We start from the raw sequence: 26654 nt of genomic DNA on the forward strand, positions 1-26654 counted from the left end.
GGGTGCCGGCGGTGGCCGCGCGCGCGGGTCACGGCCACCACCAGGCTCGCCCGACGGGGTGACCCTCGCCGTCCGGGCTGGGCCGGAGGAGTGACCGACCGCCCGTGGACCGTCGCCGGTCAGCGCACCGGCATCGACATGTAGACCGCCCGCCGTCCGTAACAGGACGGCACCGCGACCTCCCGGTGCGCGCGGTAGCCGATCAGCCTCAGCAGGATCTCGGCGCCGCGCACCGCGACCATCGAGATCCGTTCGAAGCCCAGTTCCTCCGCCCGCTCCCGGAAGTGCCGCATGAACCCCAGGGCGACCTCCCGGCCGCGCAGGTCCTCGGCGATCACCAGGTCGTGCACGTGCAGGTTGTCCGACTCGTACCTCGTCTCCTCCGGCCGGGTGAGGTCGGGGCAGCGCAGCGGCGGGTACGGCAGGCTCAGCAGGTAGCCGCGGACCGTGCCGCCCTGTTCCAGTACGAAGCAGGTCTCCGGTGAGCCGAGCGCGCGGGACTGCAGCGCCTCCCGGCCCTCGGACAGGCCGTCGGCCGCGTAGGCGTCGTGTTCCAGAGCGACCACGGCGTCCCAGTCCCCGTCGGCCAGCCGCCGGATCCGGAGGTCCCCGCTCACCGGGACGGCCCCTCCGGGGCGGCGTCGGGTCCCTCCGGTGCGGCGCCGAGCCCCTCCGCGCGGGCGGCGGCCACCAGCGCGGCCCAGGCGTCCACCAGCACCGCCCAGCGCTCGGCGTCCTGCTGCGCCTCGTCCAGGAGCTGCTGCCGCTGCCCGGCCACCACGTCGGCGAGCTCGGCGTACTTGCCGCCCAGCTTGCGGTAGGAGCGGTCCAGGACGTCCAGGCAGTGCTCGTTCCCGGCCCGGTCCCAGTCGACGCTGCCCCGCACCAGGTCGAGGATCGGCTCCGCCTTCAGCCCGTGCTGCTCGTCCAGCATCCCGCGGCCGAGGTCGATCATCCCGCCGTAGACCGGGTACAGGTACAGCATCGAGAGCAGGAACTTGACGAACCGCAGCTGGTAGGCGACGAATCCGGCGCCGGTGCGGCGCTCGGGCGTGTAGTAGTTGACGATGTGGCGGTTGTGGGTGACGCCGGGCAGCCGGGAGTGGACCAGGGCGTGCAGCAGGGCGTAGTCGCTGCCGATGGTCTCGATCGAGGGCAGCAGCGGAAGCACCTCGTAGGCCCGGTGGTCCAGGGCGATGTTGCACATGTAGACGTCCCAGATGTCGGGCACGCCGAGGACGGACTCGTCGGTGCCGAACGGCTCGGAGCCGGCGCCCTTGAAAGACACGTCCACCATCGCGTCCCGCTCCTCCTCGGACCACACAGGCGGGGTCCACAGGCGCACCACGTCGCGGTAGACGGCCGGGTCCAGCTCGTGGATCTCGCTGATGTCCACGTTGAGTTCGCCGATGAAGGAGCCGCTGACCAGCATCACCGGCTTGTCCGCGTCGGCCGGGTCGAGCTCGGAGCGGGACACGCCGGCCGCCGCCTCGCCGGCCGGCCGCCCGATCGAGAGCAGCTCGTGGTGGATCGGGAAGACCTTCAGGCCGTCGACGACCTGGAAGTCGGCGTCGTCGTTGCGCAGGTGCACGGAGGTGCAGCCCAGAGCCGCCGCGCCCAGGAAGAGCCGGTTGACGCACGAACCGTACGCGACGGCCCGCGGGAGCATCAGGTCGAGCAGCAGTTCGGGGTCGGCGGCGCCGGAGCCCTCGGCCGCCCGGCGCAGGAACTCCCGCTGCTGCGCCTCGCCGAGGTGGTGGACGACCACGCCGGGCGTGGGCTCCAGTGCGGCCACGGCGCCCGCGTTCTCCGCGAACGCGACGGCGCCGGTGGTGTCGAGGACGAGGAGGTGCACCTCGACCCCGAAGTTCGCGACGGCGTGGGCCGCCTCCTCCGCGAGTTCCGTGATGGTGTCGGGGCAGGACCGCATGGTGGGCAGGGCGAGGCAGACTCTTTGCATGGTGCGGGCTTCTCCATCGGATCGTCAGATACGTTTCCATGGCGGCCAGTTGGGCGCACTGGAGGTCTCGGGCGCGGGCTGGTGCCGGTCCGCCGGACCAACTTGGACTAGACCATTTGTGATGTCAATGATTGACAGCCGGGCCTCGGCGGGGTGGAATGCGCCCCCTTCCGTGCGATCGGCCGCACCCGCACGGGCGCCCGAATCGCACGCGGGGGCGAACGGCCCCCGCCGAGTCGAACGGCCGGGCGAGTGCGGGCGGTTCAATGCCGCGCATTGCGCCGTCGGGGTCAATCCGCGGCCCCGACCTGCCGATACCGGAGGTGATGCCCTCAGCAGTTCGGAGGAGACCGCCATGCCCGACCTGTGGCTGCCCGGCGCCGAGGTCCACGACCTCGGCGACCACGCACCGACCGACCAGCAGTACCCGCCGAAGGCCATCGCCCACATCACCTGGGACCGCAACGCAACCGCCGCCGCCCCGCAGGACTGGTGCACCTACGAGGAACTGGTGGGCTACTTCACCGGCAGTGGTGCCGGCGACGCTCCACACCTGGTCTGGGACCCGTTCAGCGGCCGGACGGCGCAGCTCCTCCCGGCCGACTCCCGCTCGAAGAGCCTGCTCAGCCCGGCCGAGAGCCCGACCCGCACCAACCGGGCCGGCCGGGTGGTGATCCAGATCGAGGCGGTGTTCTTCCCGTACTGCCGCTACCAGGGCCGGGTCTACCCGCGGCTGGTCGACACCCCCTGCGCCGGCTGGGGCCGGATCCACGCCTGGATCGCCTCCTGGGGCGTCCCCGACGTCTGGCCGATGGGCCGGCCGGTCGACTTCTCCGGCCACCGCGACGAGAGCGTCTGGGAGACCCGCGGCGGCTGGTACGCGCACGCCCACGTCCCGTTCAACGACCACACCGACCCCGGCTCCTGGCCCGACCTCACGGCCGGCGGCGGCACCCAGGACCCCCCGCCCTCGCAGCAGCATCCGGCACCTCCCGGAGACACCACGCCCGCCCGCTACCAGGTTTCGATCAACGGCCTGCCCTACGGCTACGGCGCCCAGGGCTACCAGGTGACCGCGGTCGGGCAGGCGCTCGTCTCGCACGGATTCGGCGACCACTACCGCTCCGGCCCCGGGCCGACCTGGACGGACGCGGACACCGAGAACTACGCCGACTACCAGGGGAGTCTGGGCTACTCCGGGCAGGCGGCGGACGGCGTCCCCGGCGCCGGCTCGCTGAACCGGCTGCTCGGCTACCTCCCCGGGCAGCGGTCGGTGTCGGTCTCCCACCTGGTCTCCGCCGCGCGGACCGACCCCGGCGCCGAACAGGGCCACCGCACCTACGGCTCCGAGGTGGCGATCGTGGAGCAGGCGCTGGTGGACGAGGGGCTGCTCGAACAGCGCTGGGTGGACGGCTCCTTCGGCAGCCGCACGGTCGCCGCGTACGCGGCCTGGCAGCGGCGTTGCGGGTACCAGGCCGGCGCGGCGGACGGCATCCCCGGACAGGCCTCGCTGCACCGGCTGGGCGCGGCGCGGGGGTTCGCGGTGACGGACTGAGCGGCGCGGGTCCGCCGGGTGCGGGTGTGCGGGGTGCGCGGGTCCGCGGGTGCGCCGGACCGGCGGCGCGGGTCCGCGGCCCCTTCCGGGTACTCCCGGGGAAGGTGTGGCGGCACGCCCTGGCGAGCACGCGTACTCGCCAGGGAGTAGCCGACGTTACTTCCGCCGCCGGATGCCCGATGACGGGCGGACGGGGGAGTCTGGGGCCGTCCTCGTGGCCCCGACTCGAAGGAGGTGCCCGTGCGCCCGTCCACCGGACCGGTCGGAGCCGTGGCGACGCCCGGAACGACCCTCGGCGACAGGCGGCGACCGGCGGGCCGCCGCCTGTCGCCGAGAGCCCGCAAGCCCTTGGTCGTCCTGCACGTCGTCGCCTCGGTGAGCTGGCTGGCCCTGATGCTCTGCCTGCTCACCCTGGCGGTGACGGCACTGACGACCGGGGACGCCGACCGGCTGCGCACCGCCTACCGGGCGATGGGCATGCTCGGCGACGCCCTGGTGCTGCCGCTCAGCCTGCTCACCTTCCTGAGCGGGGTCGTGCTCGGGCTCGGCACGTCCTGGGGCCTGTTCCGGTACTACTGGGTGAGCACCAAGTTCTGGCTGACGCTGGCGGCGATGGCGGCCTCGATCTTCGCCCTGACCGCCCGGCTGCACGATGCGGTGCGCGCGGTGGACGCGCATCCGACCGGCCCGATCCGGACGGAGGACCTCGGCTTCGTCCGCTACAACACGGTGATCGTCCCGGCGGTCGCCCTCTCGCTCTACCTCTTCAACGTGATCCTCTCGGTGTACAAGCCCTGGGGTCGCCGTCCGGCCGAGGGCGCGCGCCCGGACCGCATACCGGAGGCGGGTGCCTGAGCCACAGGTCGTCGGTCGTCTGCCCTCAGGCCGATCGCCCGAGGGGCCGGGGATCCGAGGGTCCGGGATCCGGGTGGCCGGGGTCGGGATCCGGGGGCCGGGGTCCGGGGGAATGCCCTCGTGGCGGTGGGGGTTCTCCACCCACGTGACCAGCGCTACGCCCGCCGTCAGGCTCTCCGTGCTCGACCGCTCCCGCACCCGGCAGGGCGAGGAGCCGGCCAGGGCGCTGCGCGACACGGTGGGCTTCGCCCGTGAGGCCGAGCGGCTCGGCTACCACCGGTTCTGGGTCTCCGAGCACCACGGGGTGCCGGGGGTCGCCGGTTCGGCGCCCACCGTGCTCGCTGCGGCGGTGGCGGCGGTCACCTCGCGCATCCGGGTCGGCACCGGCGGGGTGATGCTGCCCAACCACCGGCCCATGGTGGTGGCCGAACAGTTCGGCGTGCTCGCGGCGCTGTTCCCCGGCCGGATCGACATGGGACTCGGCCGCTCGGTGGGCTTCACCGACGGTGTCCGGCGGGCGCTCGGGCGGGAGAAGGACGCTGCGGATGACTTCGGCGCCCAGCTGGCCGAACTGATCGGCTACTTCGACGGCTCGCAGCGGGCGCACCGGGGCGTCCACGCCCGGCCTGCCGAGGGGCTGCACGTCCCGGCCTTCGTCCTGGCCACCGGTGCGGGCGCAGACCACGCCGCCGACGCCGGGCTGCCGTTGGTCATCGCCGCCGCGCGCGGGGAGGAGCGGATGCTCGCGGCGATCGACCGCTACCGCACCCGGTTCCGCCCCTCCGCGCAGGCCGCCGAGCCCTACGTGGTGGTCTCGGGGACGGTCGCGGTGGCCGAGACCGCAGAGCTGGCCCACGAACTGCTCGTCCCGGAGGCCTGGTCCGGCGCGTACTCCCGCACCCATGGCGAGTTCCCGCCACTGGCCCCCGCCGCCGAGGTCCGCGCCCGGCCGATGACGGAGCGGGAGCGGGCCGCGTACGAGCAGTCGCTCAAGGGTCACATTGCCGGAACCCCGGAGCAAGCCGCTGCAGAGCTGGCCGCACTGGTGGAGCGCAGCGGCGCGGACGAGTTCCTGGTCACCACCAGTACCTACGACCGCACCGCGCTGCTCGACTCCTACCGTCTGCTCGCCGGGGCCGTCGGCCAGGGCGCGATTTCTGACCAGGTGTGATGACCTGCTAATGTTCTTCTTGTCGAGAGGAAGTGATCTTCCGGAAAGCGGATCTCTCGGACATGCGTCAGCGGTGCTACCAGAGCACGTCCTACTTTCAGTAGGAAGAGTCCGTGCGACCCGGGCCTGGCGCTCCACTCGAAGGGGCTCGTTCCGTCCAGCGGAACGGGCCCCTTCGTCATGCCCGGAGTTCATGGCGGCCCGCGCCTCATGAGCGTTCCTCACGGTGACTGCGATGAGCGCCCCTCATGGACCCCGTCATGAGGGTCCCTCATGGCCGGCGTCATGAACGTTGCTCATCATCGAGCCTCGGATGTTCGCCTCTCGCCCGTGTGTCCCTTTATCGCATTTCAGGTCTCGAAACCCCCTGGCGCGGCTCGGTATCAGCCAAGGTCCCGTGCCAGGTGGCCGGGGAGCGCCGTTCCCGAACGATCGACCGGCCAGCGGATTCGTCCGTCGAGCCGGACTGACGCATCGTCACACCTTGGCTGGAACTAGCTGCTTCTGGTGTGAATATGCCATTGGAATGTTCGTCATATGGAAACCGGCAGTAGCCTTCCGTGTCGAACCTGCCACTGCTCGTGGCGATCCGGCCGGTGCCGCGCAGCGCCCGGCCGCCCAGACCCCGCGAAGGAGCCGGTGTGCCGGGTATCGACGAATGCCTCTCCGGAGCGATGGCGATCGCCGGAGCCCGCGCCGCGAGCCTGGTCGACTGGAGCAGCGGGCTCGCCCTCGGCAGCGTCGGCGAGAGCCCGACGGGCGAGCACGAGACCTCCGCGGCCGAGGCAACGGACCTGGTCCGGGCGGCTGTCGAGAGTCAGACCTTCACGGTGGCGGAGGACCGGCGATCCCCGTTGGAGGACATCATCGTCACTGCCGGCCGCAGTTACCACCTGATCCGCTTCATCGACACCGTCTTCGACAGCCGACTCGTCCTGCACCTCTGGTTGGACCGTACGGCAGGCAACCTCGCCGTCGCCCGCTTCCGTCTCCAGGCGCTGGCCGAGGAACTGGTGCTGGGGTGAACTCGACGACCGTGACATCCGTACGCCCCCTGGCGGCCGTCGCATTTCAGCCGTCGGCCCGCCGGTCCGTCGGCGCAGCCCGACCCGGCGCCGTTCCCGGGCGGTGGGCCGCGTGACGACCGCCACCGGTACCGTCCCGCCCCCGACGGAGTACGCCGCGCCGAGGACGCCGGGCGAGGCGCTCTCCCTGCTCGCCCACCGCCGGGCCACCGGCGCCCTGCACGGCCCGCTCGGCACCCTCCACCTGGTCGACGGCGAGGTGGCCGGCGCCGAATCCCCGCGCGCACCCGGCCTGGCCGACCTGCTCACCGGCTGCGGCCGGATCACCCCCGAGGGCTGGTCGGAGCTCCTCCAGGTACACGGCCTGCAGGCGCGAGTCGGCGACGCGCTCGTCGAACGAGGGCTGCTCACCCGGGGTGAGCTCGAACTCGGGCACCTGGGAACCCTGTTCGACGCGGCCTTCTTCGTCCTCGCCGATCCGGCCGGCGGCCTCTGGCGGTTCGAGCCCGATGTCCGGCACTGGCTCGGACCGGTCGCCGCCGTCGCGCCGGACCGGCTCCGCCGCGAGGTCGAACGCCGCCGTCGGCTCCTCGACCGGATCTGGCCCTGGGCGCAGCTCGACACCGCGCCGGTCCGCCCGGTCGAGCACAGCCGCCGGCCCTCCCACCGTCCGCCGGGCCGCCGTCGGCGTGAGCTGCTCGACCACGCCGATGGACGAAGAACCCCGGCGGACCTGGCCCGCCTGCTCGGTCGCTCCGGCTTCGGGGTCACGGCGGACGTCCGCCGCCTGGCCGCGGCCGGTCTGCTGGACGCGCCGGGACCGGTCCTGCCGCCGCCAGTCGTGCCTGGGCCAGTCGTGCCCGGGCCCGTCATGCCCGGGCCTGCGGCACCGGCCCCGGTCGCACTCGTCCCCGCTGTCCCGCAACCGGCTGCGCCGGGACCCGCCGTCCCGCAACCGGCTGCGCCGGGACCCGCTGTCCCGCAACCGGCTGCGCCGCAACCCGCCGCACAGCACCCTGCCACGACGTCGCCCGCCCTCCACCCGCCGACCGCGCCGACGGCCGCCGGGCCCGCCGTCGGGGGGACGACGCCCGGTGGCCTGCACCGCCGGATCCCCGGCGCCTCCCTGCGCGGTGTCAGGGTGACGGGTGCCAGGGCCACGGGTGTCAGGCTGACCGGTGCCGCGGACGCCGCCGTCGCAGCGACCGGAGCCGCGACCGGAGCCGCGACCGCCCACCCCGCCCGGGTCGGCACCGCGGTCGCCCCGCCCTCGACGGAGTACGCCGCGCCGACCGACGACGGAACGCCAGCCCGCCCCGAACGCCAGACCATCCCGGCAGCGACCCACCCGCTGGCCGTCCCCGACCCGGACATCGCGCTGCTGACCCGGGTCCGAGACCTTCTGGAGGCCCGACTTTGACCCAGTCCCCGCCCGCGACCCCGCCGTTCCGGCCATGAGGCGGGCACTCAAGCAGCGTGTCGGAAGGAGACAACTGATCGCCTTGGAGACCGAGCTGCTCGCCGAACTGCGTGCCTGCAAGCACCGCGTCCCGCACCTCGCGGGCGGTCTGGTGGCCAGCGTGGACGGCCTGCTGGTCGCGCACGACACCCACGGGACCGAACCCACCGGCCTGGCCGCGATGACGGCGGCCTCGCTGTCGCTGGCCCAACGGCTCGCCGACACCACCGGCCAGGGCGAGTTCCGGGAGTCGCTGGTGCGCGGCGAGTACGGCTACGTCGCGACCTACGCGGCGGGCGGCAGCTGTGTGCTGACACTGCTGGCGCACCCGGACGTCAACGTCGGCCGCCTCCACCTGGAGGCCCGTCGCAGCGCCCAACGCATCGCCGGGCTGCTCAACGACGCCCTCGTACCCAAGGACCCGCGCGACGCGGGCTGACCCGAACCACCCACCGCACCTCACCACACCCACACACGAACGGGAGTTACCCAGATGACCGACGCAGCCGGCGCACTCAAGCAGGCCATGACCAGCATCGAGGGCGCCATCGGTGCCGCCCTGGTCGACTACAACAGCGGTATGGCGCTCGCCACCCTCGACGGCCCCGGCGGTTTCGACCTCAACGTCGCCGCGGCCGGGAACACCGACGTGGTCCGCGCCAAGATGCGCACCATGGACATGCTCGGCCTGGCGGACGGGATCGAGGACATCCTGATCACCCTGTCCAGCCAGTACCACCTGATCCGCCCGCTCACCGGCCGCACCGGCAAGGGCCTGTTCCTCTACCTCGCGCTGGACAAGGGCCGCGCCAACCTGGCCATGGCCCGTCACCAGCTCTCCAAGGTCGAAGCTGACCTGGAGGTCTGACGCCCACCCGGGCACCGGAGGAGTCCCCGGCGGCGGCTCAGGCCCCGCCGGGCTCCCCTCGCCGCCGGGCTCCCCTCCCGCCGGACTCCCCTCGCCGCCGGGCTCCCCTCCCGCCGGGCTCCCCCTCGACGGGTTCCCTCGCCGGGCTCCCCTCCCCGCGGGGCGCCCTTCCCACCGCGGACGGTGTCTCGACGAACCCCGCGCCCGCTAGGAATCCTCCTGCGCCGACCACCGGACCTCGCCGCCCGGCAGGGCCTCGCACGCCACGCCCGCGGCGGTCCGCACGCTCCACGGTGCCAGTTGCGCGTGCGGCGGGACGGACAGCGCACCGCCGCCGGCGAAGTCCAGCTCCAGCCCGCCTGCCAGGGTGATCCGGGCGGTGTCGACGGACCGCCCGGCCAGCGCCAGCAGTGCGGCGCTCGGCTGGACGGTCAGTCCCGGGAAGAAGTGCCCGACTTCCTCCGGTGCGGCGAACGACGGCGCAGCGAATCGGAATTCGTGCGCCACCCGGACGGTCACCTCGCCGTCCAGCCGCAGGTCCAGCCAGCCGCCTCCGCTGACCGACTCCACCCGACGGCCGGCCAGCACCTCCGTGATCGCGTTCTGCATGCTCCCAGTCTGTCCCAACCGGGCCCGGTCCATCCGCCTCTCCGGCCGGACGTCCCGGCGGCTCTCCGGCAGCACGACCGTCGTCCCAGCGGCAGCCGGGTTCACCCGGGCGCAGCCGGCCACCGCCGGTCACCCGCGCGCAGCCGGCCACGGCCGGTCACCCGCCCGGAGCCCGGGCCACCGCCCGCGGCCCGCCCGCCGTCCCGCGGCCCGCCCGCCGTCCGGCGGCCCGCCCGCTCACCCGCTACCCCACGGCCCGCCCGTGCACCAGCTCGACCGGGCCGCCCGCCCGCTCCCGGGCGGCCAGCGCGGCGGCCGTACGGTCCCAGGAGGGCCCGGTGAGCAGGGCCCGCGCCTCGGCCGGTTCGCAGAGCCGCCACTCCACCAGCTCCTCCTCCTGCAGCACGATCGAGCCGAGCATCCCGTCGGTCACCATGCCCCCGTCGTACACGTACACCAGGACGGCGGTGTCCCGGCCGGTCGCCGGATCGGCCCCCGGATCGGCCGCCGCCCCCGGCTGCCAGTCGAGCACCAGCAGCGGCCCGGGTTCGACCTCCCAGCCGAGTTCCTCACGGGCCTCCCGCCGGGCGGCGGCCCGGGGCGACTCCCGGTCCGCCTCGACCCCGCCGCCCGGCAGTGTCCAGTACGGTTCCCGCCCGCGCGGTCCGTCCCAGGGCCGCAGCCGGACCAGCAGCACCCGCCCGTCGGCGTCGGTGAACAGCGCCCGCGCCTTCGCCCGGATCCGTGGCAGTCCGGCGTAGTAGGTGTCCCGGTCCAGCGGCGGCTCCGACCGCTCCTGGACCTCCGGGTTCAGCCCCGGGGCGGCGGCCAGCCCGAGGTACTCGGGCACCGGTGCGGCGGGCAGCTCCCGCAGCGTGTGGCCGACCGGCCGGCTGTCCTCCAGTTCCAGCGGCCCGGCGGTCCGCGGCACCCGCAGACAGGCCGTCACCCGGCGCGACAGCAGGGGTGGCAGTGCCCGGCCCGCCTGTTCGGTGGTCAGCCACGTCCATCCGCCGACCTCGGCGGTGTCCGGTCGGATCGCCGCCGCCTGCTGCTCCGTCAGCGGTTCGGCCCAGTACAGGAACGCCACGATCGGCGGGCGGTCCGGGTGCAGCGCCCAGTCGACGCAGGCGAGCGGCCCCAGACGGGGCGTGAACCCGAGTTCCTCGGCGATCTCGCGCAGCGCGGTCTCCCGCAGCGACCGGTCGGTGGGCTCCCATCCGCCGCCCGGGATCGCCACCGGATGTTTCCGGTCGTACGGCAGCCGTACCACCATCAGTCGCCCGTCCCGGTCCGGGAACAGCACCCCGGCCGCTGCCAGGATCCCCCGACCGCTCTGGTCCGTGCTCTCCACCCCGACTCCCTCCGCCGTAGCCTCTCCCGGTCACGACAGCCCGGGCCACCTCCATGGTTCCCGCCCGGCGGCCGTGCCGATCCCCACCGCCGGGTGACCCGCGGCCCGCCGCCCGGCGCGCCGCTGAGCCGCCGCCACCGCCACGCCCGCCAAGCCACACCCACCGCGCCGTCAAGCCGCACCCACCGCGCCGCCAAGCCGCACCCGCCGTCGGCTCCCCGCCCCGCCGTCACCCCAGGGAGGCCAGCGCCTGCGCCGCCGCCCGGGCCATCCGTTCGTCGTGCCGCCCGCTCGCGCCGAGCACCCGGGCGGCGGCTTCGGCCGCGGCGAGCGCCAGCAGCCCGGGCAGCAGGTCGGTGCTGCGGGCGGCGACCCAGCGGGTGCCCCGGGTGGCCATCCACCACAGGTCGGCGCGCAGGCTCGGCGCCGGTTCGGCCGGTACGGCGGTGGGTGGCGGGCCGAGCGGGTGTCCGGCCTCGGTGAGCAGCCCGTGGAAGCGGCGGGCGATCAGGTGGTGTCCCTCCGCGCTGGGGTGCAGCCGGTCCACGCTCAGCAGCCGCCGTTCCTCCAGCCACGGGAGCTCGGCGAGGTGCAGGTGCACCGCCCGGTGGCGCGCGGTGAGGGCGTGCACCACCGTGTTGACGGCCCGCATCCGCCGGGCCAGCGGGCGGGCGAGTGGCGCGGGGAGCCGGAGCAGGGTGCCGGGGTCGGGCAGGCAGGCGGTCAGCAGGACGGCGCCGTGACCGGACAGTTCGCCCAGGGCGGCGTCCAGCTCCAGCGTGGTGCGCCGGATGTCGAAGCCCGCGCGGAGGGTGTCGTTGCCGCCGACGACCACGGCCGCCAGCTGCGGCCGCAGCGCCAGCGCGGCCTGGACCTGACTGATCGTCAGGTCGACGGTCAGTGCGCCGCTGTGCGCCAGGTTGGTGAACTCGGCCTCCCGGCCGTCGGGCACCAGTGAGTGTGCCAGGACGGCGGCCCAGCCGCGCCACCCCTCGTCCACCGCGTCCCCGACTCCTTCCGTCAGTGAGTCGCCGAGCGCGACGAACCGCGTCAACTCGCCGGCCGGGGAGCGGCCTTGCGCCACCCGGTCAGGACCGGTGCCGAGCTTGCTCATCGGGTCCCCCTTCCACCGCGGCGCCGTTCCGGACGCCGTGCGCCGCCAGGAACGCCGTCACCGCCGCCGGCCAGCCGTACCGCTCGGCCTGCGCGCGGGCGGCGGAGCGCCGAACGCCCTCCGGCCGGTCCAGCAACTGGCGCACCGCGGAGGCGAATCCGCCGCCGGTGTCGGGGGCCGCCACGCCGGCGAGCCCGACCAGGCCGGGCAGGGCGGAGGAGCGGCTGACCGCGACCGGCGTTCCGCAGGCCAGCGCCTCCATCGCGGCCAGCCCGAAGGTCTCCACCGGCCCGGGCGCGAGCACCACGTCCGCGCAGCCCAGCAGCCGGGCCAGTGCCTCGCGCCCGCTCAGGTGCCCGAGGAAGCGCACCGGCAGCCGCAGCCGCGCGGCCCGGTCCGCCAGCCGGTCCCGCAGCGGACCGGTCCCGGCGACCACGAGGACGGCGGGCACCCGCCGTGCCCGCAGCGCGGCCAGCGCCTCGACCGCCCGCTCGGGACGCTTCTCCGCCGAGAGCCGCGAGCACAGCACCAGCAGCACGTCCTCCGGGGCGGCGAACCGGGCCCGTTCGGCCGCCCGCTCGACCCGCGTCAGCGGCCGCATCGTCTCCAGGTCCACTCCGAGCGGCGCCCGGACGAGGTTCGGGGTGCCGATCCGCCGGAACTCCGCCGCCGCCCAGTCGGTGGTGCACAGCACCGAGTCGTAGCTCCGGGCGGTCGCCGCGTTGAGCCGGTCGGCGGCCGCGTTCGCCAGCGGCCCGGGCACGCCCCGGGTGCGCAGCACCCCGGTGGCGCTCTCGTGCGACACCATCACCGAGCGCACCCCGTGCCGGCGGGCCCAGGCGCCGGTCCAGCGCAGGGTGGTGCGGTCGGACACCTCCAGCCGGTCGGGGGAGAGCCGGGTCAGCTCGGCGGCCACGGCCCGGCGGTCGGTGAGCAGCCGGTAGCCGCCGCCGGCCGGCAGCACCGGTCCCGGCAGGGTGAGCACCAGGCCCTGTTCGGTCTCCTCCTCGGAGCGCCGCCCGCCGGGCACGATCAGCACCGGCCGGTGCCCGGCCGCCCGGTAGCCGGCGCCGAGGTGCCGCAGCGCGGTGCGCAGGCCGCCGGAGACCGGGGTGACGAAGTTGGCGAGCCGCACGATGGTCAGCGCCTCGCCGTACGGGGCGGAGGTCATGCCGGCAGCTCCTCCGGCAGGGCGTCCGCGGCCGCCGGGCCCTTCGCGAGCGGTTCGACCGGCGCCGGTGCGGGCGGTGCCACCGGCAGCCCCCGGTGCTCCGCCAGCACCTCGGCGTAGTGCCGCAGCAGCTGGTCCCCGACCGCCTCCCAGGTGCGCGCGGTCACCTCCGCCCGGCCCGCCTGCCCGTACGCCGCCCGCCGTGCCGGGTCGGCGGCCAGTTCGGCGACCGCCCGGGCCACCGCGGCGCCGTCCCGCGGCGGCACCAGCAGTCCGGTGCGGTGGTGCGCCACCAGGTCCAGCGGGCCGCCGGCGGCCGGGCCGATCACCGGCACCCCGCTAGCCATCGCCTCCTGGATGGTCTGGCAGAAGGTCTCCAGCGGACCGGTGTGCACGAACGTGTCCAGCGTCGCGAAGCAGCGGGCGAGTTCCTCGCCCGTCCGGCGGCCGAGGAACACCGCACCGGGCATCGAGGCCTTCAGTCCGGGAGCGGAGGGCCCGTCCCCGACGATCACCACGCGTACCCCGGGCAGCGCCGAGGCGGCCGTCAGCAGGTCGACCCGTTTCTCCGGCGCCAGCCGCCCGACGTACCCGACGAGCACTTCCCCGCCCGGGGCGAGCGCCCGGTGCAGTGCCTCGTCCCGGTGCCGCGGGTGGAACCGCACCGAGTCCACGCCGCGCGGCCACAGCTGCACCCGGGGCACGCCGTGCGCGGTCAGGTCCTGCGCGGCAGGGGTGGACGGCGCGAGGGTGCGGGCGGCCGCCCGGTGCACGGCCCGGATCCGCCGCCACGCGGCGGCCTCCCCGAGCCCCCGTCCGGCCCGGTAGGCGTGCGCGTACCCGGCGAGGTCGGTCTGGTAGACGGCCACGGTGGGCACCCCGAGCCGGGCCGCGACCTGTCCGCCGCGCACGCCGAGCACGAACGGGCTGGCCAGGTGCACGATGTCCGGCCGGTGTCCGGCGACCGCGGCCGTGAGCTGCCGGCTGGGCAGCGCGATCCGCACCTGTGGGTACCCGGGCAGCGGGATCGACGGAATGCGCACCACGGGGATCTCCGCCGCCTCGGCACTCCCGAAGCTCTCCGGCGGGCACTCCGCGCCCCGCGCCGGCGCGGGGGTGACGACGAGGGGCCGATGGCCCCGGCGGACCAGGTGCTCGGCCGTCCGCAGCACGCTGTGGGCGACCCCGTTGACCTCGGGCGGAAAGGACTCGGTGACGATGACGACACGCATGCCAGTGTTCTGTCCGCACCCGGCGTGCACCCGGCCAAAGGGATCTGTCGTACAAGCGAACGCGGGTCGGCGATTTGCACCACCGACCCGCGTCTCCTGGCGCCTGCTGCGGTCCAGGCCTCACACCGACCCGGCGGCCTCCTTGAGCTCGGCGTACGGCGCGAGCTTGCGGATCGACTCGATGCTCTTCAGGCAGTCGTCCTTGGTCTCCTCCGGGTCCCCGGTCACCACGACCGACCCGTTGCTCGCCTTGAGCCGGAACCGGTGCATCCCGGTCTCGTCCACGTACAGCTCGAATCTGCCCGCCATGTCAGCAACAGCCTTCCGCTCGGATGACCCCCTGGCCCGCACCGTAGGCCGCGGGGGCGCTGCGGGGCGCGCGGAGAGTGGCGTTCGAGTGGACTCCGCGGGGGCGTCCTGGTCCCACGACGTCGGCGCCCCGCACCGCGACCCCGAGGGCCGGTGCGGGGCGCCGTTGCACGTGTGCCGCCACTCGGGCGCGGTCGAAGGGGTGCCGTCACTCGGGTGCCGTCGATGCGGCACCGTCAGGGGGACGCCGGTCAGCAGCCGTTGAGGATGCCGGTCAGCGCGGTCTTCTCGGCGCTGTCGACGCCGAGGCCGTAGTACTGCTTGACCTGGACCCAGGCGCGGGCGTAGGTGCAGCGGTAGGAGGCCTGGGGGAGCCACTCGGCGGGGTCGCGGTCGCCCTTGGAGCGGTTGCTGCCGGCGGAGACCAGGAGCAGCTGGGGGCGGGTGACGTCGTTGGTTATCTATGGCTGTCAACCTGATCTCGCAGGTCAGCAGGGAATAGGCTGTTCTGTCACGTGAGACAAGGGCCAGGGGGCGTCGCAACGCCGATACCCAGCGATCAGGAGAAGGACACCAGAGGTGTGGGGACCACTCAGCGAGGATGTGCGTCGGACCTTGGAGTTGCTGTTGGCCGGGGACACTGAGGTGGACCGGGCATACCGGGCACAGATTTCCCAGGTGCGGATGAAGCCTGGATGTACATGCGGGTGTCTGACTGTGGATCTGCGAGTGGACCAGGGCACCGTGGCGGCTGGGCCGGTGGTGGAGCGAAGTCCGGTCATAGCTGACGGAAGTATCCAGAGCATTGACGGTGAGTACATCGGGGAGGCGATGATCTTCGCGTTCGGGGGGTACCTCTCGACCCTGGAGGTCTGCGTCTGGGATGACCTGGGTGTCCTGGAGCTGCCTCTCTGGGAACGGTTGAGCGTATAGGGCCTCTCTTCCGGATCTGTCCGCAGGATGGGTGCGTCCGATATTGGGTGTCCTTGGTGTCGAGCGCCGTGCGGACATCGCCGGATGACCGACGATGAGGAACCGTCCGTCGCCGATCTCGTCGACAAGCGGCTGCTGCGGGTGACCACGGCCTGGCACCACTACGCTGAGGACGAGCCTTCACTGCTGCACCTGTGGCTGCACTTGGAGGGCCTGGGCCCGGTCCTGTTCCATACGCCTGGGGCAGGCCTGTCGCTGAGGACTGGCCAGCCCGACGAGCCATACTCAATGGATCCGCACGGCCACGTCACGGTCACAGACGATTCCCTGGACGTTCCTGTGAGCCGGTTCGTCGGCCAGTCGATCCGATCAGTCCGGGAGATCCGGTACCGCGATGCCCGTATCGACTTCGCCGCCGGCCTCACGCTCCAGTTTCCCAGCGGAAGCATTCGCATGCTCGCGCTCGACGACGATCTCGTCCTCGCTTGTGATCAGCACCTCGGCCCCGTCGAGGCGAGCCTGCACGAGGACGTGACCCTCGCTCGGGTCGTGCAGACCTGCCACGGCTTCCCGTCCCAGTGGGACGCATGGACGACGGGTGGCCGGTACCTGTACCTGCGCTACCGGCACGGCGAGGGGAGCGTCGAGCAGCATCCGAGCGAGGACACCGACACGTGGGACGGCGAGGGATCCAGGCTCCGGACGATGTGGAACGACGGGACCGGCGGCGGCATCATCGGTCTTGCAGACTTTCTGGCCATGGCCGACTTGAGGCTGGCACCGGAGGCCGAGATCTCGGGCACGAGCAGATGAGCGGTAACGAAACCGCCCACCCTGTGGGCTCGTGACTCCGGCTCGGCTACGACGGCGATGTGGGTAGAGCTACCCTGTCTCGCATCATCTGCGCGATTGCGGCGCGGGCCCCGGCCAGGTCGAGCTCGGTATCTTCGAGCTTTGACTGAGTCTCATTCAGCTCCTTGAGTGCGGCCGATAGGCGTTCCTCAAGCTGGTAGTTGGCGTTCAGGAGCTCGTCCATCCTGGCCTTGAGGTCGCCCGAGTCGGCCTGCTGAAGCTGTTGGCCGAGGTTGCGCCGGACCACAGCCTTGAGCTTGTCGCGCTCCTCGCGCAGGCTGCGGATCTCCGTGCGGGCGAGTTCGAGGTCGACGGCGAGGCTGGCTGAACTGGCCGACCTGCCACCGGACTTCTCTCGCGTGGCCGTGGACTCTTGGCTTTTGCGCGCCTTGTCGATGTGCGCCTTGATCTCCGGCTGGTAGACGAGCCAGTTGGAGAGGCCGGCAGCTCGTGCGACCGCGAGTATGGTGATCTCCTGGCCGTTGGCGGCCATGCTGTCAACGGTGGCGAGGACCTTTGCCCGCTTCTTCTGGCTGTCACGCCGCCGCGCTTCACGCAGGACGTCGCCGCGGCCTCGTGTGGTGGTCACTGGTTGACTCCGGTGGGGTTGTGGCGGACGACGGTCAGCGGGAGGAGTTGCCGGCCGGACGGTCCAGCAAGCGGTGCGGCGATGATGGTGGCAGATCCGGCCCGGGACCGTCGGAGAAGTCTGGACGCTTCCTCCACCTCGCGTCGTTCGTCGTCCGGCAAGCTTGGTCTTTACCGGTCCATTGCCTGCCGATTGCCGGACGAATCCGGCAATCGGCAGGGGAGTTGGGTGCCCGTCCGGTGGCCCGGCCACCGCCCCGGGGGTCAGCTGCGGCGCCGTCCCGCCATCCAGACGTAGACCAGGATCCCCGCGAACAGGAACAGCACGCCCTGGTAGACGGCTGCGTAGCCGGCGCCGGCCAGGAGCCAGAGGGAGAAGACGAAGGCGCCGAGCCCGAGCACCGCGTCGCGGACGAGCCGGCCGTTGTCCACCTTGTCGGTGGCGCCGCGGACCAGCCAGTACAACTGGGCGGCGGTGGAGAACAGGTAGGGGACGGTGGCGGTGAAGGTGGTGACCAGCACCAGGGTGTCGAAGGCGCCCTTCGCGCCGCTGGCGAAGTCGAGGACGGTCAGCGCCGAGGCCAGGGCGACGCTCACCACCACGCCGAAGACCGGCACCCCGCGCCGTTCCTTCCCGAAGGCGGCCGGGAACAGGCCGTCCTTGGCGGCCGCGTACGGGGCCTGGGCGGCCAGCAGGGTCCAGCCGTTGAGGGCGCCGGTCATCGAGACCAGCGCGGCGACGGCGATCGCCGTGCCACCCCAGGAGCCGCCGAACATGGCGTCCACGGCGTCGGAGAACGGTGCGGCGGAGTGGACCAGCCGCTCGTGCGCGACGCTGCCGAAGACCGCGAGCGTGCCCAGCAGGTAGACCACCGCCGCGCCGGTGGTGCCGAGCACGCTGGCCCGACCGACGTTGCGCTCCGGGTCGCGGACCTTGCCCGCGCTCATTGCGGCCGACTCCACGCCCAGGTAGCTGAACAGCAGGATCGCCGCGGCGGCGGTCATGCCGCCCGCCCAGCCCTGGCCGTTCCCGTCGAAGGGGCCGAGGTTCTTCGGGTCGAAGAAGAACAGGCCGCCGACCGAGACCAGGAGCAGCGGGACGAACTTCAGGACGGTGGAGACGAGTTGGACGACCCCGACGTACCTGGTCCCGGCCAGGTTCGCCAGCGCGGGAAGCCACTGGAAGGCCAGCGCGGCGGTGATGCTGAACGCGGTGGAGTGGCCGACGGGCAGCAGCACGTCGAGGTAGCCGACGGCGGCGACGGCGAGCGCGGCGTTGCTGACCCAGGTGGTGATCCAGTACGACCAGGCGGACAGGAAGCCGGCGAAGTCACCGAAGGCCTCCCGGGCGTAGACGTACGGTCCGCCGGTGCGCGGGTTGCGGCGGGCCAGTTGCCCGAAGACCAGGGCCAGCGCGATCGCGCCCACGGTGAGCACCGCGAAGGCGACCAGGCTGACCGTCCCGTACGGGGCGACGGCGGCCGGGATCATGAAGATGCCGCCGCCGATGATGTTGCCCGTCACCAGGGCGGTGGCGGTCGCGAGCCCGAAGCGGCCGTTCTTCGCGGGGGTGGGGTCGACCGGGGCCGGGGTCTCCGGGGCGTTCGGTCGGGTCGCCTGCCGGGGTGCGGCGGGGCTGGTCTGCATGTGGGTGGTGCGCCTTTCGTGGTCCTACTCGACCTCCGGCGGAGCGCTCGGTGGAACGCTCGGTGGAGCGCGCGGAGGGTGCGGAGCGACCGTTCATGCTCGGACCGGGCGACACCTTGCACCAAATCGACGGGATTTGTTCAGCCGGTCCGGCGCTTCGCCGCAAGTCTTGCGGTGTGGCGGCGGCCCGGCGGGCACTCGTCCGGCGCGGTCCGCCCGGCCGTTCGACCGCATGCGCGAACGGGCCACCGGTTCGTCCGGGAGGGGGAGTTGCATCACCCGAACGCCTCAGTCGGGTTGCGATGGAGGCGGGTTCGTGCGCGTTCGTGTGCAAACCTGTGCCGGTGCTGCGGGGTGGCCGGGTGTGCTTGTGGCCGGCCCCGGGGCGCTTCTCCTTTCCATGCCAGAGACCACCCAAAGGACATCTGATGTCGTTTCGTGGAAACGTCCGCAAGCTCGCCGTGATCGCCGCCGTGACGGGTGCCGCCGCCTTCGCGGTGCCGGTGCCGGCGATGGCCGCTTGGCACGCGTCGGACTCGTCCAGCTCGGCGAGCCTGGAGACGGGTTCGGCCGGTGTCGGCCTGTTCGGCCCGCACGCCAGCTGGCTCAACGCGCACGAGCACTCCGACGACAAGTGCATCGGCGACTTCTGACCGACGCCTGACCGGCTGTCGATCGAGGACCGGGCCCGGGAGCCGCCGCAGCGGTTCCCGGGCTCACTCCTGTCTGCCCGGCGGAGCCGCCACGACCGGAGCCGCGACCGCGTCCGGTCGGGACAGCCGTCCCGGCCACCAGATGTGCCGGTCGAGGTCCATGGTGAGCGCCGTGACCAGCACCGAACGCACGATCAGGGTGTCGAGCAGCACGCCGAGGGCCACCGCGAAGCCGATCTCGGCGAAGCCCACGATCGGCAGGGTGCCGAGCACGGCGAAGGTGCTGGCCAGGATCAGGCCGGCCGAGGTGATCACGCCACCGGTGGCGGACAGCCCGTTCAGCGCCCCCTGCCGGGTGCCGTGCTGGGCGGACTCCTCCCGGATCCGGGTCATCAGGAAGATGTTGTAGTCGATCCCCAGTGCGACCAGGAAGACGAAGACGAACAGCGGGAACGCGTTGTCCTGGCCCTGGAAGTGGAAGACGTGCGCGAAGAAGAACGCACTGATCCCGAGCGCCGCCGCGTACGACAGCACCACGGTCGCGATCAGCACCAGCGGCGCCGTGACGGCCCGCAGCAGCAACGCCAGGATCAGCAGCACCACGCCGAGGACCAGCGGGATGATCGCCCGGTTGTCGGCGGCGGAGGCGCGTCCCGCGTCCAGCACGACGGCGGTGCTGCCGCCGACCTTGGCGTCCGCGTTCGGCACGGCGTGCACGGCGGCCCGCACCCGGTCGACGGTGTCCTTGGCGGCCTGGCTGTCCGGCGGGTCGGCGAGGGTGGCCTGGAACAGGGCCTGCCCTTCGCGGATGACCGGCGGCGTGGTGGCCGCGACCCCGGCCGTCGTCCGGGCGGCCTCCCGGACGGCGGGCGCGCCGGTGCCGGTGGAGATGACGGTGAGCGGTGCGCCCGTTCCGCCGGGGAAGTGCTGCTCCAGCACCTGCTGGCCGACCACCGAGTCCGGTTTGCCGGTGAAGGTCCCGGCGGTGCTGAGGCCGTTGGCGTCGAGCGAGACCAGCCCGATGCAGCAGACCCCGAGCGCCAGCGCCGTGGTCACCCACACCTTGCGCGGCCGACGCCCGATCCAGGTGCCGATGTGCGCCCAGCGGCCGGTCCTGGTCGGCTCCGGCGTGCCGTACCCGGGCCGGACCGGCCAGAACACCCAGCGGCCGACGATCACCAGCAGGGCGGGTAGCAGGGTGAGCATGGCCACGAGGGCGACCAGGACGCCGATCGCGCAGACCGGGCCGAGGCCGCTGGTGGAGTTCATCTGGGCGACCAGCAGGCAGAGCATGGAGATGATCACGGTCGCCGAGGAGGCGAGGATGGCGGGCCCGGCCCGGTGCAGGGCGAAGGCCATCGCCTCGTGCCGGTCCTGGTGGCGGCGCAACTCCTCCCGGTAGCGGGCCGTGAGCAGCAGCGCGTAGTCCGTCCCCGCGCCGAGCACCAGGACGATCAGGATGCCGGCGCTCTGCGCGTTGACGGTCAGACCGGAGTGCTTGGCGAGCAGGTAGATGATCGCCTCGGCGACGACCAGCGCCCCGGCCGCCGAGACCAGCGGCAGGACCCACAGCACCGGGCTCCGGTAGGTGAGCAGCAGCAGGATGATCACCACACTGACAGTGGCGACGAGCAGCGAGCTGTCGATGCCCGCGAAGGCCTCGGCCTGGTCGGCGGCGACTCCGCCGGGCCCGGTCACATGGGTGATCATGCCCTGACTGCCGTCGGCGGCGATCCGGCGCAGCTGGTCGACGGCGGGTTTGAGGTCGTTCCAGCCGTTGCTGCCGATGTCGATCGGCACGGTGGTCTGCATGGCCTGGCCATCGGTGGACACCACCGGGCCGTTCACCGGTCCGAGGACGTGCGGCACGGCGGCGAACTGGACGGCGTCGCGGGTGGCCTCGGCCCGGTCGGCGGGGGTGATGCCACCGGCCCGCTGGTACACCACGACGGCCTGGGCGGTGTCCACCGGCTGGAAGGCCCGCTGCTCGTCGAGCACCCGGGTGGACTCGGCGTTGCCGGGCAGCCAGCTGGACGCCTGGTTGTCCTCGGCGCCCATCAGCTTCCCGGCCAGTGGACCGGCGGCCACCAGCAGCACCAGCCACAGCGCGAGCACCACCCACTTGCTGCGGCGCCCGCACGGCAGCGCGGCGAGGTTCCGGGTCGGAGACATGAAACGACCCCCTGGAAGGCCGGCGGCAGTGATCCGTTCCAGCCTGCCACCGGCCCCGTCATCCGGCAGCTCCAGGCGAGGACACGGAGGCGGACGCGGATACGGACCGGAACTCCGGAGCCCGGAGCGCTCAGACGCGGACCGCCGCCCGCTCCCGCAGCTCCTTCAGCACCGTGATGTCCAGCGCGTGGCCCGTGCCGTCCCCGCCGTGCTTGCGATCCGGGGTCTCCACCAGCAGCGGCACGCCGGCCGTCTCCGGGTGCTCGAACAGCTCGCGGAACGGCTCCGCGCCGATCATCCCGGCGCCGATGTTGGCGTGCCGGTCCTTGCGGGCACCGACCACGTCCTCGGAGTCGTTGGCGTGGATCAGCCGCAGCCGGCCCGGCCCGGCGGCGGAGGCCAGGGCGTCCAGCGCGGCCGTCACCCCGCCGGGTGCCGCCAGGTCGTGCCCGGCGGCGAAGGCGTGGCAGGTGTCCAGGCAGACCCCGACCTTCGGGTGGCCGTCCAGGGCTTCGACGTACTCGGCCAGTTCCTCCAGCCGCGAGCAGAGCGAGCTGCCCTGGCCGGCGGTCGGTTCCAGCAGCAGCCAGGGCGCGTCCTCGCCGAGCGCGTCGAGTTCGTCCAGCAGTGGCCGGACGTCCTCGCGGACCTGCGCCATCGCGTCGGCCCGGCGCGATCCGCCGTCGGGCGCGGTACCGACCGCCGAGCCGGTGTGCAGCACCACGCCGAGTGCGCCGATGGCGTGTCCGCGGCGTAGCGAGTGGCGCAGCGAGTCGGCCGAGCGTTCGCGGGTGGCCGGGTTGTCCGAGCCGAAGTTGATCAGGTAGGGCGCGTGCACCCAGGCCGGGATGCCCTGGTCGGCGCAGGCGGTGCGGAACTCCTCGTCCTGCGCCGGGTTGCCCGGGGGAGTGGCCCAGCCGCGCGGGTTGGCGACGAACACCTGCACCGTCTCGGCACCGACCCGTCGCGCGTACGCCAGTCCCGTCCCGGCCAGCCCGCGTCCGGCCACCGGGACGTGGGCGCCGATCGGGTTGCGGACGGTGGCGACGGGCGGTACGAGCGCGGTGGTCATGGCCCCGAGCATGTCACGGGCCGGGGCGGCGGCGCCGGGCAGGTCGACGCGGGCGCCGGACGACGGGTCGACGCGGGCGCCCGAGGACTGGGCCTCCCGAGGCCCGGCGAAACGATCCTCTGTACTCCATCGAGTGAATCGGGCGGGGAAACCAGGCCCGGTGACCTCCAGCTCCGTCACGATCCGTGACCAGAGGGACCCGTGACCAGAGGGACCCGTGACCCCATCGGGGCCTTCGCCGACCTGCGCGAACGCGCCCCGCTCGCCCGCGCCGCCATCCCCGGCGTGGACCCGTCATGGATCGCCGTCCGCTACCAGGACGTGCGCACCGTGCTGTCCGACCCCCGCTTCGCCAACGACGTGCACACCGTCGACGCCGCGGACGCGGCCGGGTGCGTGCCCGGCCGGCCCGGCCCGGGACACCGACGTGCCCGCCCCGGCCCACCGCACCGAGCAGGTCCGGCGCGCCCGCGGCATGCCGCCCGAGTGCGCCGCGTACCTGCGCGCCGGGGTCTTCGACGCGGACGGCGCGCGGCACCGCCGGATGCGCGGCCTGGTGCACCCCGCCTTCACGGCCGGCGCGGTCGAGCGCCCGCGGCCCCGGATCGAACGGCTCGCCGAGGAGTACGCCCGGGCGCTCGCCGGGCACGCCGACGGGGAGGGCGTGGTCGACCCGGTCGCGCACTTCGCCTACCCGCTGCCCGTCACGGTGATCTGCGAGCTGCTCGGCATCCCCGGGTCCGACCGCCCGCGGTGGCGCCGCTGGAGCTCCTACCTCGGCCGGGGCGCCGGGCCCGGCCTGGACGAGGCGCTGCGCGCCATGGTGGCTGCCGCCCGCGAGCTGATCGAGCGCCGCCGCGCCGAACCGGCCGAGGACCTGCTCTCCCGGCTGGCCGTCGCCGAGGGCGACACCCTCGCCCCGGTCGAGACGGTCTCGCTGATCCTCAACCTGATCGTGGCCGGGCACGAGACCACCGCCACGCTGATCGGCAACGGCACGGCCGCCCTGCTCGCCCACCCCGAGCAGCTGGCACTGGTGCGGGCCGACCCGGACCTGCTGCCCGCCGCCGTCGACGAGCTGATGCGCTGGTGCGGCCCGACCATCGGCGGGGTGCCGCGCTACGCGACGGAGGACCTCACCCTGGCCGGCACCCTGATCCGCAAGGGCGCGGCGGTGATGCCGATCCTCGCCGGGGCCAACCACGACCGCGGGTGTACGCCGAGCCGGAGCGCCTCGACATCCGCCGGGCGAGTGCGCCGGACCGTGAGGGACACCACGACGCGCACCTCGGCTTCGGTCACGGCGCCCACCGTTGCCTGGGTGCCGTGCTGGCGCACGAGGAAGCGGTGGTCGCCTTCGGCGCGCTGCTGCGGACGTACCCGCAGCTGGTTGCTCGCGGTCGGACCGGAGGCCGTCGAGCGCGGCCCGAACCCCGCCGCCTGGCACCTCGCCGCCCTGCCCGTACGCCTCGGCCCGCAGGCCCCGGCCCGGCACGACGAGTTCCGGGGCTGAGCGGGTCCGGACGGGAAACCGACCGGACCCCGCCCCGCGCCCACCGGGACGCACCCCGCGCCCGACCGCACCCGCGGTCGGGCGCGGCGTCATGTCCGCCCGGTGCACGCCACGCCGGGCCGCCCCACTCCCGGCCGACGCCCCGTCAGTCCCACGGCCCAGCCCTGGTGGCGGCCCCACCCGGGCGACCGTACCGTCGACTCGGCCGCACCCACCGGCCGTCACCGCCCGGGCACAGCGCGTCAGTCCACACCGCCGCCCCGGGCCCCGACACCCCACGAACACCGCGCGCGCCGAAAGACAGGTCACCACTCATGCCCACGCGACGGGTCCACCACCTCGCCGCGGCCACCGCCGCCGCCACCGCCCTGACCACCGCCCTCACTGCCCTGGCCGCCGTGCCCCCGGCCCACGCGGCCGCCGGCACGTTGCACCTCGTCCAGCCGGGCGAATCGGTTCAGCAGGCCGTCGACGCCGCGAAGCCCGGCGACACCGTCCAACTGCTCCCCGGCACCTACCGGGGCAGCGTCCGCATCACCACCGCCGACCTCACCCTGCGCGGATCCGGCGCCGACACCGTGATCACCCCCGGCACCGGCACGGAGAACGCCTGCGCCACCGCCGGGCACGGCATCTGCGTGGTCGGCACCGAGCAGGCCCTGCTGGCCGGCACCACGATCGAGGCCCTCGCCGTCACCGGCTTCACCAAGAACGGCATCGACGCCAGCGGCACCACCGGCCTCACCGTCCGCGCCACCTACGTCCACCACAACGCCCAGCAGGGCATCAGCCAGGAGATGTCCACCAAGGCCACCATCATCGGCAACCGCTCGACCGACAACGGCCAGTCCGGCGTCTTCCTCGCCAACTACGCCTACCGCGAGGGCGGCGCGCCCGACACCGGCGGCACCGTGGTCGAGGGCAACGAGCTGACCGGCAACCGGGTCGGCGTCACCGTCCGCCGGCTGCGCGCACTGACCGTCGAAGGCAACGACATCAACGGCAACTGCGGCGGCGTCTTCGTGGTCGGCGACGAGGGCGTGCCCCGCGCCGGGGACCTCGACGTGCGGCACAACAGGGTCGTCGCCAACAACAAGTTCTGCCCGGCCAACCCGCGCCTGGGCGCCATCCAGGGCGCCGGCATCGTGCTCACCGGCACCGAGGACACCCGGGTCACCGACAACGAGGTCCGCGACAACACCGGCAGCTCGGACTTCTCCGGCGGCATCGTCCTCTTCAAGAGCGTCGTCGGCACCTCCAACACCCGGGCCGTCGTCACCGACAACCACCTGAGCGGCAACGCCCCGGCCGACCTCGCCGACCGCGACGCCGGCGCCGGCAACACCTTCGCCCGCAACACCTGCGAGCGTTCCGAGCCCTCCGGCCGCTGCTGAGCACCCCGACCCCCCGCCGCCCACCCCCAAGGAACCGCGAATGACCACCGCACCCACCCACACCGGCCCGCAGGCCGCGATGCGCCTGCGCGAACTCGTCTTCGGCGCGGCCTGCGCCGCCGCCGTCCGCGCGGCCGCCAGGCTCGGCGTCGCCGACGCGCTCGGCGACAGCCCGACCACCGTCACCGACCTCGCCGCCGCGCTCGACACCGAACCCCGCCAGCTGCGCCGCCTGCTGCGCGCGCTCACCTGCTACGGCATCTTCGCGGAGAGCGGGGACGACCGCTTCGAGCACACCGAGATGTCCCGGCTGCTGCGCGAGGACGCCCCCAACTCCCTGCGCTACATCTCCCTTTGGTGCACCGAGCCGTGGACCTGGGAGGCCTGGCCCAAGCTGGACGAGGCGGTCCGCTCCGGCCGCAACGTCTTCCCCGAGCTGTTCGGCAAGGAGTTCTTCGACTACCTGCACAGCGAGGGCGGCGACTCGGCGAAGGTCTTCGACAAGGCGATGACCACCTCCAGCCGGCAGTCCGCCCAGGACTTCGCCGACTACCTGGACCTCACCGGCGTCGACTCGGTGGTCGACATCGGCGGCGGCCAGGGCCACGTCCTGGCCAGCCTGCTGGAGAAGCACCCGGCGCTGCACGGCACCCTGCTCGACCTGCCCAAGGTCGTCGCCGGTGCCGACCCCCGGCTGCGGGAGGGCGGCCCCTTCTCGGCCCGGGCCCGGCTGGTGCCGGGGGACTGCCGGGTGGACATCCCGGTCCGCGCCGACCTCTACATCATCAAGAACATCCTGGAGTGGGACGACGAGAGCACCCGCCGCACCCTCGCCAACGTGGTGCGGGCGGCCCGCCCCGGCGCCCGCGTCGTGGTGGTGGAGAACCTGGTCGACAACAGCCCGTCGATGCGCTTCACCACCGCCATGGACCTGATGCTGATGCTCAACGTCGGCGGCGCCAAGCACTCCGAGGAGAGCATGGTCCGGCTGATGGAGGAAGCCGGCCTGACGGTCACCGAGGTCTGCCCGGTCAACCCGTACCTGCACGCCTTCGAGGCCACCGTCCGCGGCTGACACGGCAGTCCGGCACACGACGACCGTCGGCCCCCGGGGATACCGGGGGCCGACGGTCGTTCCCGCGCGGGCG

23 protein-coding genes and 2 pseudogenes are annotated in these 26654 nt (G+C 73.6%); 12 read left to right on the forward strand and 13 right to left on the reverse strand.

The window, feature by feature from the left end:
- Positions 1-119: 119 nt before the first annotated feature.
- Together AB0D10_RS20595 and AB0D10_RS20600 are read right to left on the reverse strand one after the other, a co-directional pair.
- Positions 120-617: a GNAT family N-acetyltransferase gene (locus tag AB0D10_RS20595; protein ID WP_360258178.1), complete on the reverse strand. Its 498-nt coding sequence runs from the start codon at positions 615-617 to the stop codon at positions 120-122.
- Positions 614-1960: a DUF6271 family protein gene (locus AB0D10_RS20600; RefSeq protein WP_360258180.1), complete on the reverse strand. Its 1347-nt coding sequence runs from the start codon at positions 1958-1960 to the stop codon at positions 614-616. The genes AB0D10_RS20595 and AB0D10_RS20600 overlap by 4 nt, the downstream gene beginning before the upstream one ends.
- A gap of 355 nt (positions 1961-2315) precedes the next feature.
- On the opposite strand from AB0D10_RS20600, the gene AB0D10_RS20605 reads away from it, so the two are divergent.
- From AB0D10_RS20605 to AB0D10_RS20635, 7 genes are all read left to right on the forward strand, one after another.
- Entirely contained in the window at positions 2316-3515 is a 1200-nt protein-coding gene (locus tag AB0D10_RS20605) for a peptidoglycan-binding protein (RefSeq protein ID WP_360258182.1), read from the forward strand.
- Positions 3516-3755: 240 nt separating this feature from the next.
- Entirely contained in the window at positions 3756-4370 is a 615-nt protein-coding gene (locus AB0D10_RS20610) for a DUF2269 domain-containing protein (RefSeq protein ID WP_360258184.1), read from the forward strand.
- Between the two features lie 145 nt (positions 4371-4515).
- Positions 4516-5541: an LLM class flavin-dependent oxidoreductase gene (locus AB0D10_RS20615; RefSeq protein WP_360258186.1), complete on the forward strand. Its 1026-nt coding sequence runs from the start codon at positions 4516-4518 to the stop codon at positions 5539-5541.
- A 641-nt stretch (positions 5542-6182) separates the two neighbouring features.
- A complete protein-coding gene (locus AB0D10_RS20620; RefSeq protein ID WP_360258188.1) occupies positions 6183-6566 on the forward strand; it encodes a hypothetical protein in 384 nt (127 codons plus the stop codon).
- A gap of 112 nt (positions 6567-6678) precedes the next feature.
- Positions 6679-7986 (forward strand): hypothetical protein, encoded by a 1308-nt coding sequence (locus AB0D10_RS20625; RefSeq protein ID WP_360258190.1) that lies wholly within the window; start codon positions 6679-6681, stop codon positions 7984-7986.
- Positions 7987-8068: 82 nt separating this feature from the next.
- The gene (locus AB0D10_RS20630) at positions 8069-8464 is read left to right on the forward strand and encodes a roadblock/LC7 domain-containing protein (protein ID WP_360258192.1); all 396 of its coding nucleotides are present in this window, start codon (positions 8069-8071) and stop codon (positions 8462-8464) included.
- Between the two features lie 54 nt (positions 8465-8518).
- Positions 8519-8893 (forward strand): hypothetical protein, encoded by a 375-nt coding sequence (locus tag AB0D10_RS20635; RefSeq protein ID WP_360258194.1) that lies wholly within the window; start codon positions 8519-8521, stop codon positions 8891-8893.
- 207 nt (positions 8894-9100) lie between these two features.
- Here AB0D10_RS20635 and AB0D10_RS20640 read toward each other — a convergent pair whose 3' ends face one another.
- The 7 genes and pseudogenes from AB0D10_RS20640 to AB0D10_RS20670 form a co-directional block, all read right to left on the reverse strand.
- Positions 9101-9502 (reverse strand): DUF6188 family protein, encoded by a 402-nt coding sequence (locus AB0D10_RS20640; RefSeq protein WP_360258196.1) that lies wholly within the window; start codon positions 9500-9502, stop codon positions 9101-9103.
- Positions 9503-9746: 244 nt separating this feature from the next.
- A complete protein-coding gene (locus tag AB0D10_RS20645) occupies positions 9747-10856 on the reverse strand; it encodes an NUDIX hydrolase (RefSeq protein WP_360258199.1) in 1110 nt (369 codons plus the stop codon).
- Positions 10857-11085: 229 nt separating this feature from the next.
- The gene (locus tag AB0D10_RS20650) at positions 11086-11970 is read right to left on the reverse strand and encodes an SGNH/GDSL hydrolase family protein (protein ID WP_360258201.1); all 885 of its coding nucleotides are present in this window, start codon (positions 11968-11970) and stop codon (positions 11086-11088) included.
- Complete coding sequence (locus AB0D10_RS20655; RefSeq protein ID WP_360258203.1) at positions 11945-13141, reverse strand: glycosyltransferase; 1197 nt, start codon at positions 13139-13141, stop codon at positions 11945-11947. Before AB0D10_RS20655 ends, AB0D10_RS20650 begins: the two co-directional genes overlap by 26 nt.
- Positions 13138-14373 (reverse strand): glycosyltransferase family 1 protein, encoded by a 1236-nt coding sequence (locus tag AB0D10_RS20660; RefSeq protein WP_360258206.1) that lies wholly within the window; start codon positions 14371-14373, stop codon positions 13138-13140. Before AB0D10_RS20660 ends, AB0D10_RS20655 begins: the two co-directional genes overlap by 4 nt.
- 120 nt (positions 14374-14493) lie before the next feature.
- Positions 14494-14682, reverse strand: coding sequence for a DUF1508 domain-containing protein (locus tag AB0D10_RS20665; RefSeq protein ID WP_360258208.1), 189 nt, complete (start codon positions 14680-14682; stop codon positions 14494-14496).
- Between the two features lie 251 nt (positions 14683-14933).
- Positions 14934-15137: pseudogene (locus AB0D10_RS20670) on the reverse strand (hypothetical protein); the annotation flags it as partial.
- A gap of 562 nt (positions 15138-15699) precedes the next feature.
- Here AB0D10_RS20670 and AB0D10_RS20675 point away from each other — a divergent pair.
- Positions 15700-16428: a hypothetical protein gene (locus AB0D10_RS20675; protein WP_360258210.1), complete on the forward strand. Its 729-nt coding sequence runs from the start codon at positions 15700-15702 to the stop codon at positions 16426-16428.
- Between the two features lie 46 nt (positions 16429-16474).
- Here AB0D10_RS20675 and AB0D10_RS20680 read toward each other — a convergent pair whose 3' ends face one another.
- Positions 16475-17056, reverse strand: coding sequence for a DUF6262 family protein (locus AB0D10_RS20680; protein WP_360258213.1), 582 nt, complete (start codon positions 17054-17056; stop codon positions 16475-16477).
- A 263-nt stretch (positions 17057-17319) separates the two neighbouring features.
- On the reverse strand, positions 17320-18702 hold the full coding sequence (locus AB0D10_RS20685) for an amino acid permease (protein ID WP_360258215.1): 1383 nt from the start codon (positions 18700-18702) through the stop codon (positions 17320-17322).
- Positions 18703-19130: 428 nt separating this feature from the next.
- On the opposite strand from AB0D10_RS20685, the gene AB0D10_RS20690 reads away from it, so the two are divergent.
- A complete protein-coding gene (locus AB0D10_RS20690; protein WP_360258218.1) occupies positions 19131-19355 on the forward strand; it encodes a hypothetical protein in 225 nt (74 codons plus the stop codon).
- 63 nt (positions 19356-19418) lie between these two features.
- Here the strand turns inward: AB0D10_RS20690 and AB0D10_RS20695 are convergent, their stop codons facing one another.
- Positions 19419-21527: an MMPL family transporter gene (locus AB0D10_RS20695; RefSeq protein ID WP_360258220.1), complete on the reverse strand. Its 2109-nt coding sequence runs from the start codon at positions 21525-21527 to the stop codon at positions 19419-19421.
- Between the two features lie 130 nt (positions 21528-21657).
- On the reverse strand, positions 21658-22599 hold the full coding sequence (locus AB0D10_RS20700; protein ID WP_360258223.1) for a deoxyribonuclease IV: 942 nt from the start codon (positions 22597-22599) through the stop codon (positions 21658-21660).
- A gap of 820 nt (positions 22600-23419) precedes the next feature.
- On the opposite strand from AB0D10_RS20700, the pseudogene AB0D10_RS20705 reads away from it, so the two are divergent.
- The 3 genes and pseudogenes from AB0D10_RS20705 to AB0D10_RS20715 all read left to right on the forward strand — a co-directional run.
- Positions 23420-23919 (forward strand): annotated as a pseudogene (locus AB0D10_RS20705) (cytochrome P450); the annotation flags it as partial.
- A gap of 507 nt (positions 23920-24426) precedes the next feature.
- Positions 24427-25506: a right-handed parallel beta-helix repeat-containing protein gene (locus AB0D10_RS20710; RefSeq protein WP_360258266.1), complete on the forward strand. Its 1080-nt coding sequence runs from the start codon at positions 24427-24429 to the stop codon at positions 25504-25506.
- A 40-nt stretch (positions 25507-25546) separates the two neighbouring features.
- Positions 25547-26581: a methyltransferase gene (locus AB0D10_RS20715; RefSeq protein ID WP_360258225.1), complete on the forward strand. Its 1035-nt coding sequence runs from the start codon at positions 25547-25549 to the stop codon at positions 26579-26581.
- Positions 26582-26654: the final 73 nt, after the last annotated feature.

Origin of the sequence: Kitasatospora sp. NPDC048545 (genome assembly GCF_040651155.1) — a bacterium.
In the GTDB taxonomy this organism is placed as follows: domain Bacteria; phylum Actinomycetota; class Actinomycetes; order Streptomycetales; family Streptomycetaceae; genus Kitasatospora.

What these genes read in the sequence shown, in the direction of transcription:
- AB0D10_RS20660 (WP_360258206.1), bottom strand. Translation starts at nt 14,373, where the DNA reads ATGCGTGTCGTCATCGTCACCGAGTCCTTTCCGCCCGAGGTCAACGGG.
- AB0D10_RS20655 (WP_360258203.1), bottom strand. Translation starts at nt 13,141, where the DNA reads ATGACCTCCGCCCCGTACGGCGAGGCGCTGACCATCGTGCGGCTCGCC.
- AB0D10_RS20715 (WP_360258225.1), top strand. Translation starts at nt 25,547, where the DNA reads ATGACCACCGCACCCACCCACACCGGCCCGCAGGCCGCGATGCGCCTG.
- AB0D10_RS20695 (WP_360258220.1), bottom strand. Translation starts at nt 21,527, where the DNA reads ATGTCTCCGACCCGGAACCTCGCCGCGCTGCCGTGCGGGCGCCGCAGC.
- AB0D10_RS20675 (WP_360258210.1), top strand. Translation starts at nt 15,700, where the DNA reads ATGACCGACGATGAGGAACCGTCCGTCGCCGATCTCGTCGACAAGCGG.
- AB0D10_RS20600 (WP_360258180.1), bottom strand. Translation starts at nt 1,960, where the DNA reads ATGCAAAGAGTCTGCCTCGCCCTGCCCACCATGCGGTCCTGCCCCGAC.
- AB0D10_RS20635 (WP_360258194.1), top strand. Translation starts at nt 8,519, where the DNA reads ATGACCGACGCAGCCGGCGCACTCAAGCAGGCCATGACCAGCATCGAG.
- AB0D10_RS20700 (WP_360258223.1), bottom strand. Translation starts at nt 22,599, where the DNA reads ATGACCACCGCGCTCGTACCGCCCGTCGCCACCGTCCGCAACCCGATC.
- AB0D10_RS20665 (WP_360258208.1), bottom strand. Translation starts at nt 14,682, where the DNA reads ATGGCGGGCAGATTCGAGCTGTACGTGGACGAGACCGGGATGCACCGG.
- AB0D10_RS20605 (WP_360258182.1), top strand. Translation starts at nt 2,316, where the DNA reads ATGCCCGACCTGTGGCTGCCCGGCGCCGAGGTCCACGACCTCGGCGAC.
- AB0D10_RS20650 (WP_360258201.1), bottom strand. Translation starts at nt 11,970, where the DNA reads ATGAGCAAGCTCGGCACCGGTCCTGACCGGGTGGCGCAAGGCCGCTCC.
- AB0D10_RS20710 (WP_360258266.1), top strand. Translation starts at nt 24,427, where the DNA reads ATGCCCACGCGACGGGTCCACCACCTCGCCGCGGCCACCGCCGCCGCC.
- AB0D10_RS20690 (WP_360258218.1), top strand. Translation starts at nt 19,131, where the DNA reads ATGTCGTTTCGTGGAAACGTCCGCAAGCTCGCCGTGATCGCCGCCGTG.
- AB0D10_RS20685 (WP_360258215.1), bottom strand. Translation starts at nt 18,702, where the DNA reads ATGCAGACCAGCCCCGCCGCACCCCGGCAGGCGACCCGACCGAACGCC.
- AB0D10_RS20640 (WP_360258196.1), bottom strand. Translation starts at nt 9,502, where the DNA reads ATGCAGAACGCGATCACGGAGGTGCTGGCCGGCCGTCGGGTGGAGTCG.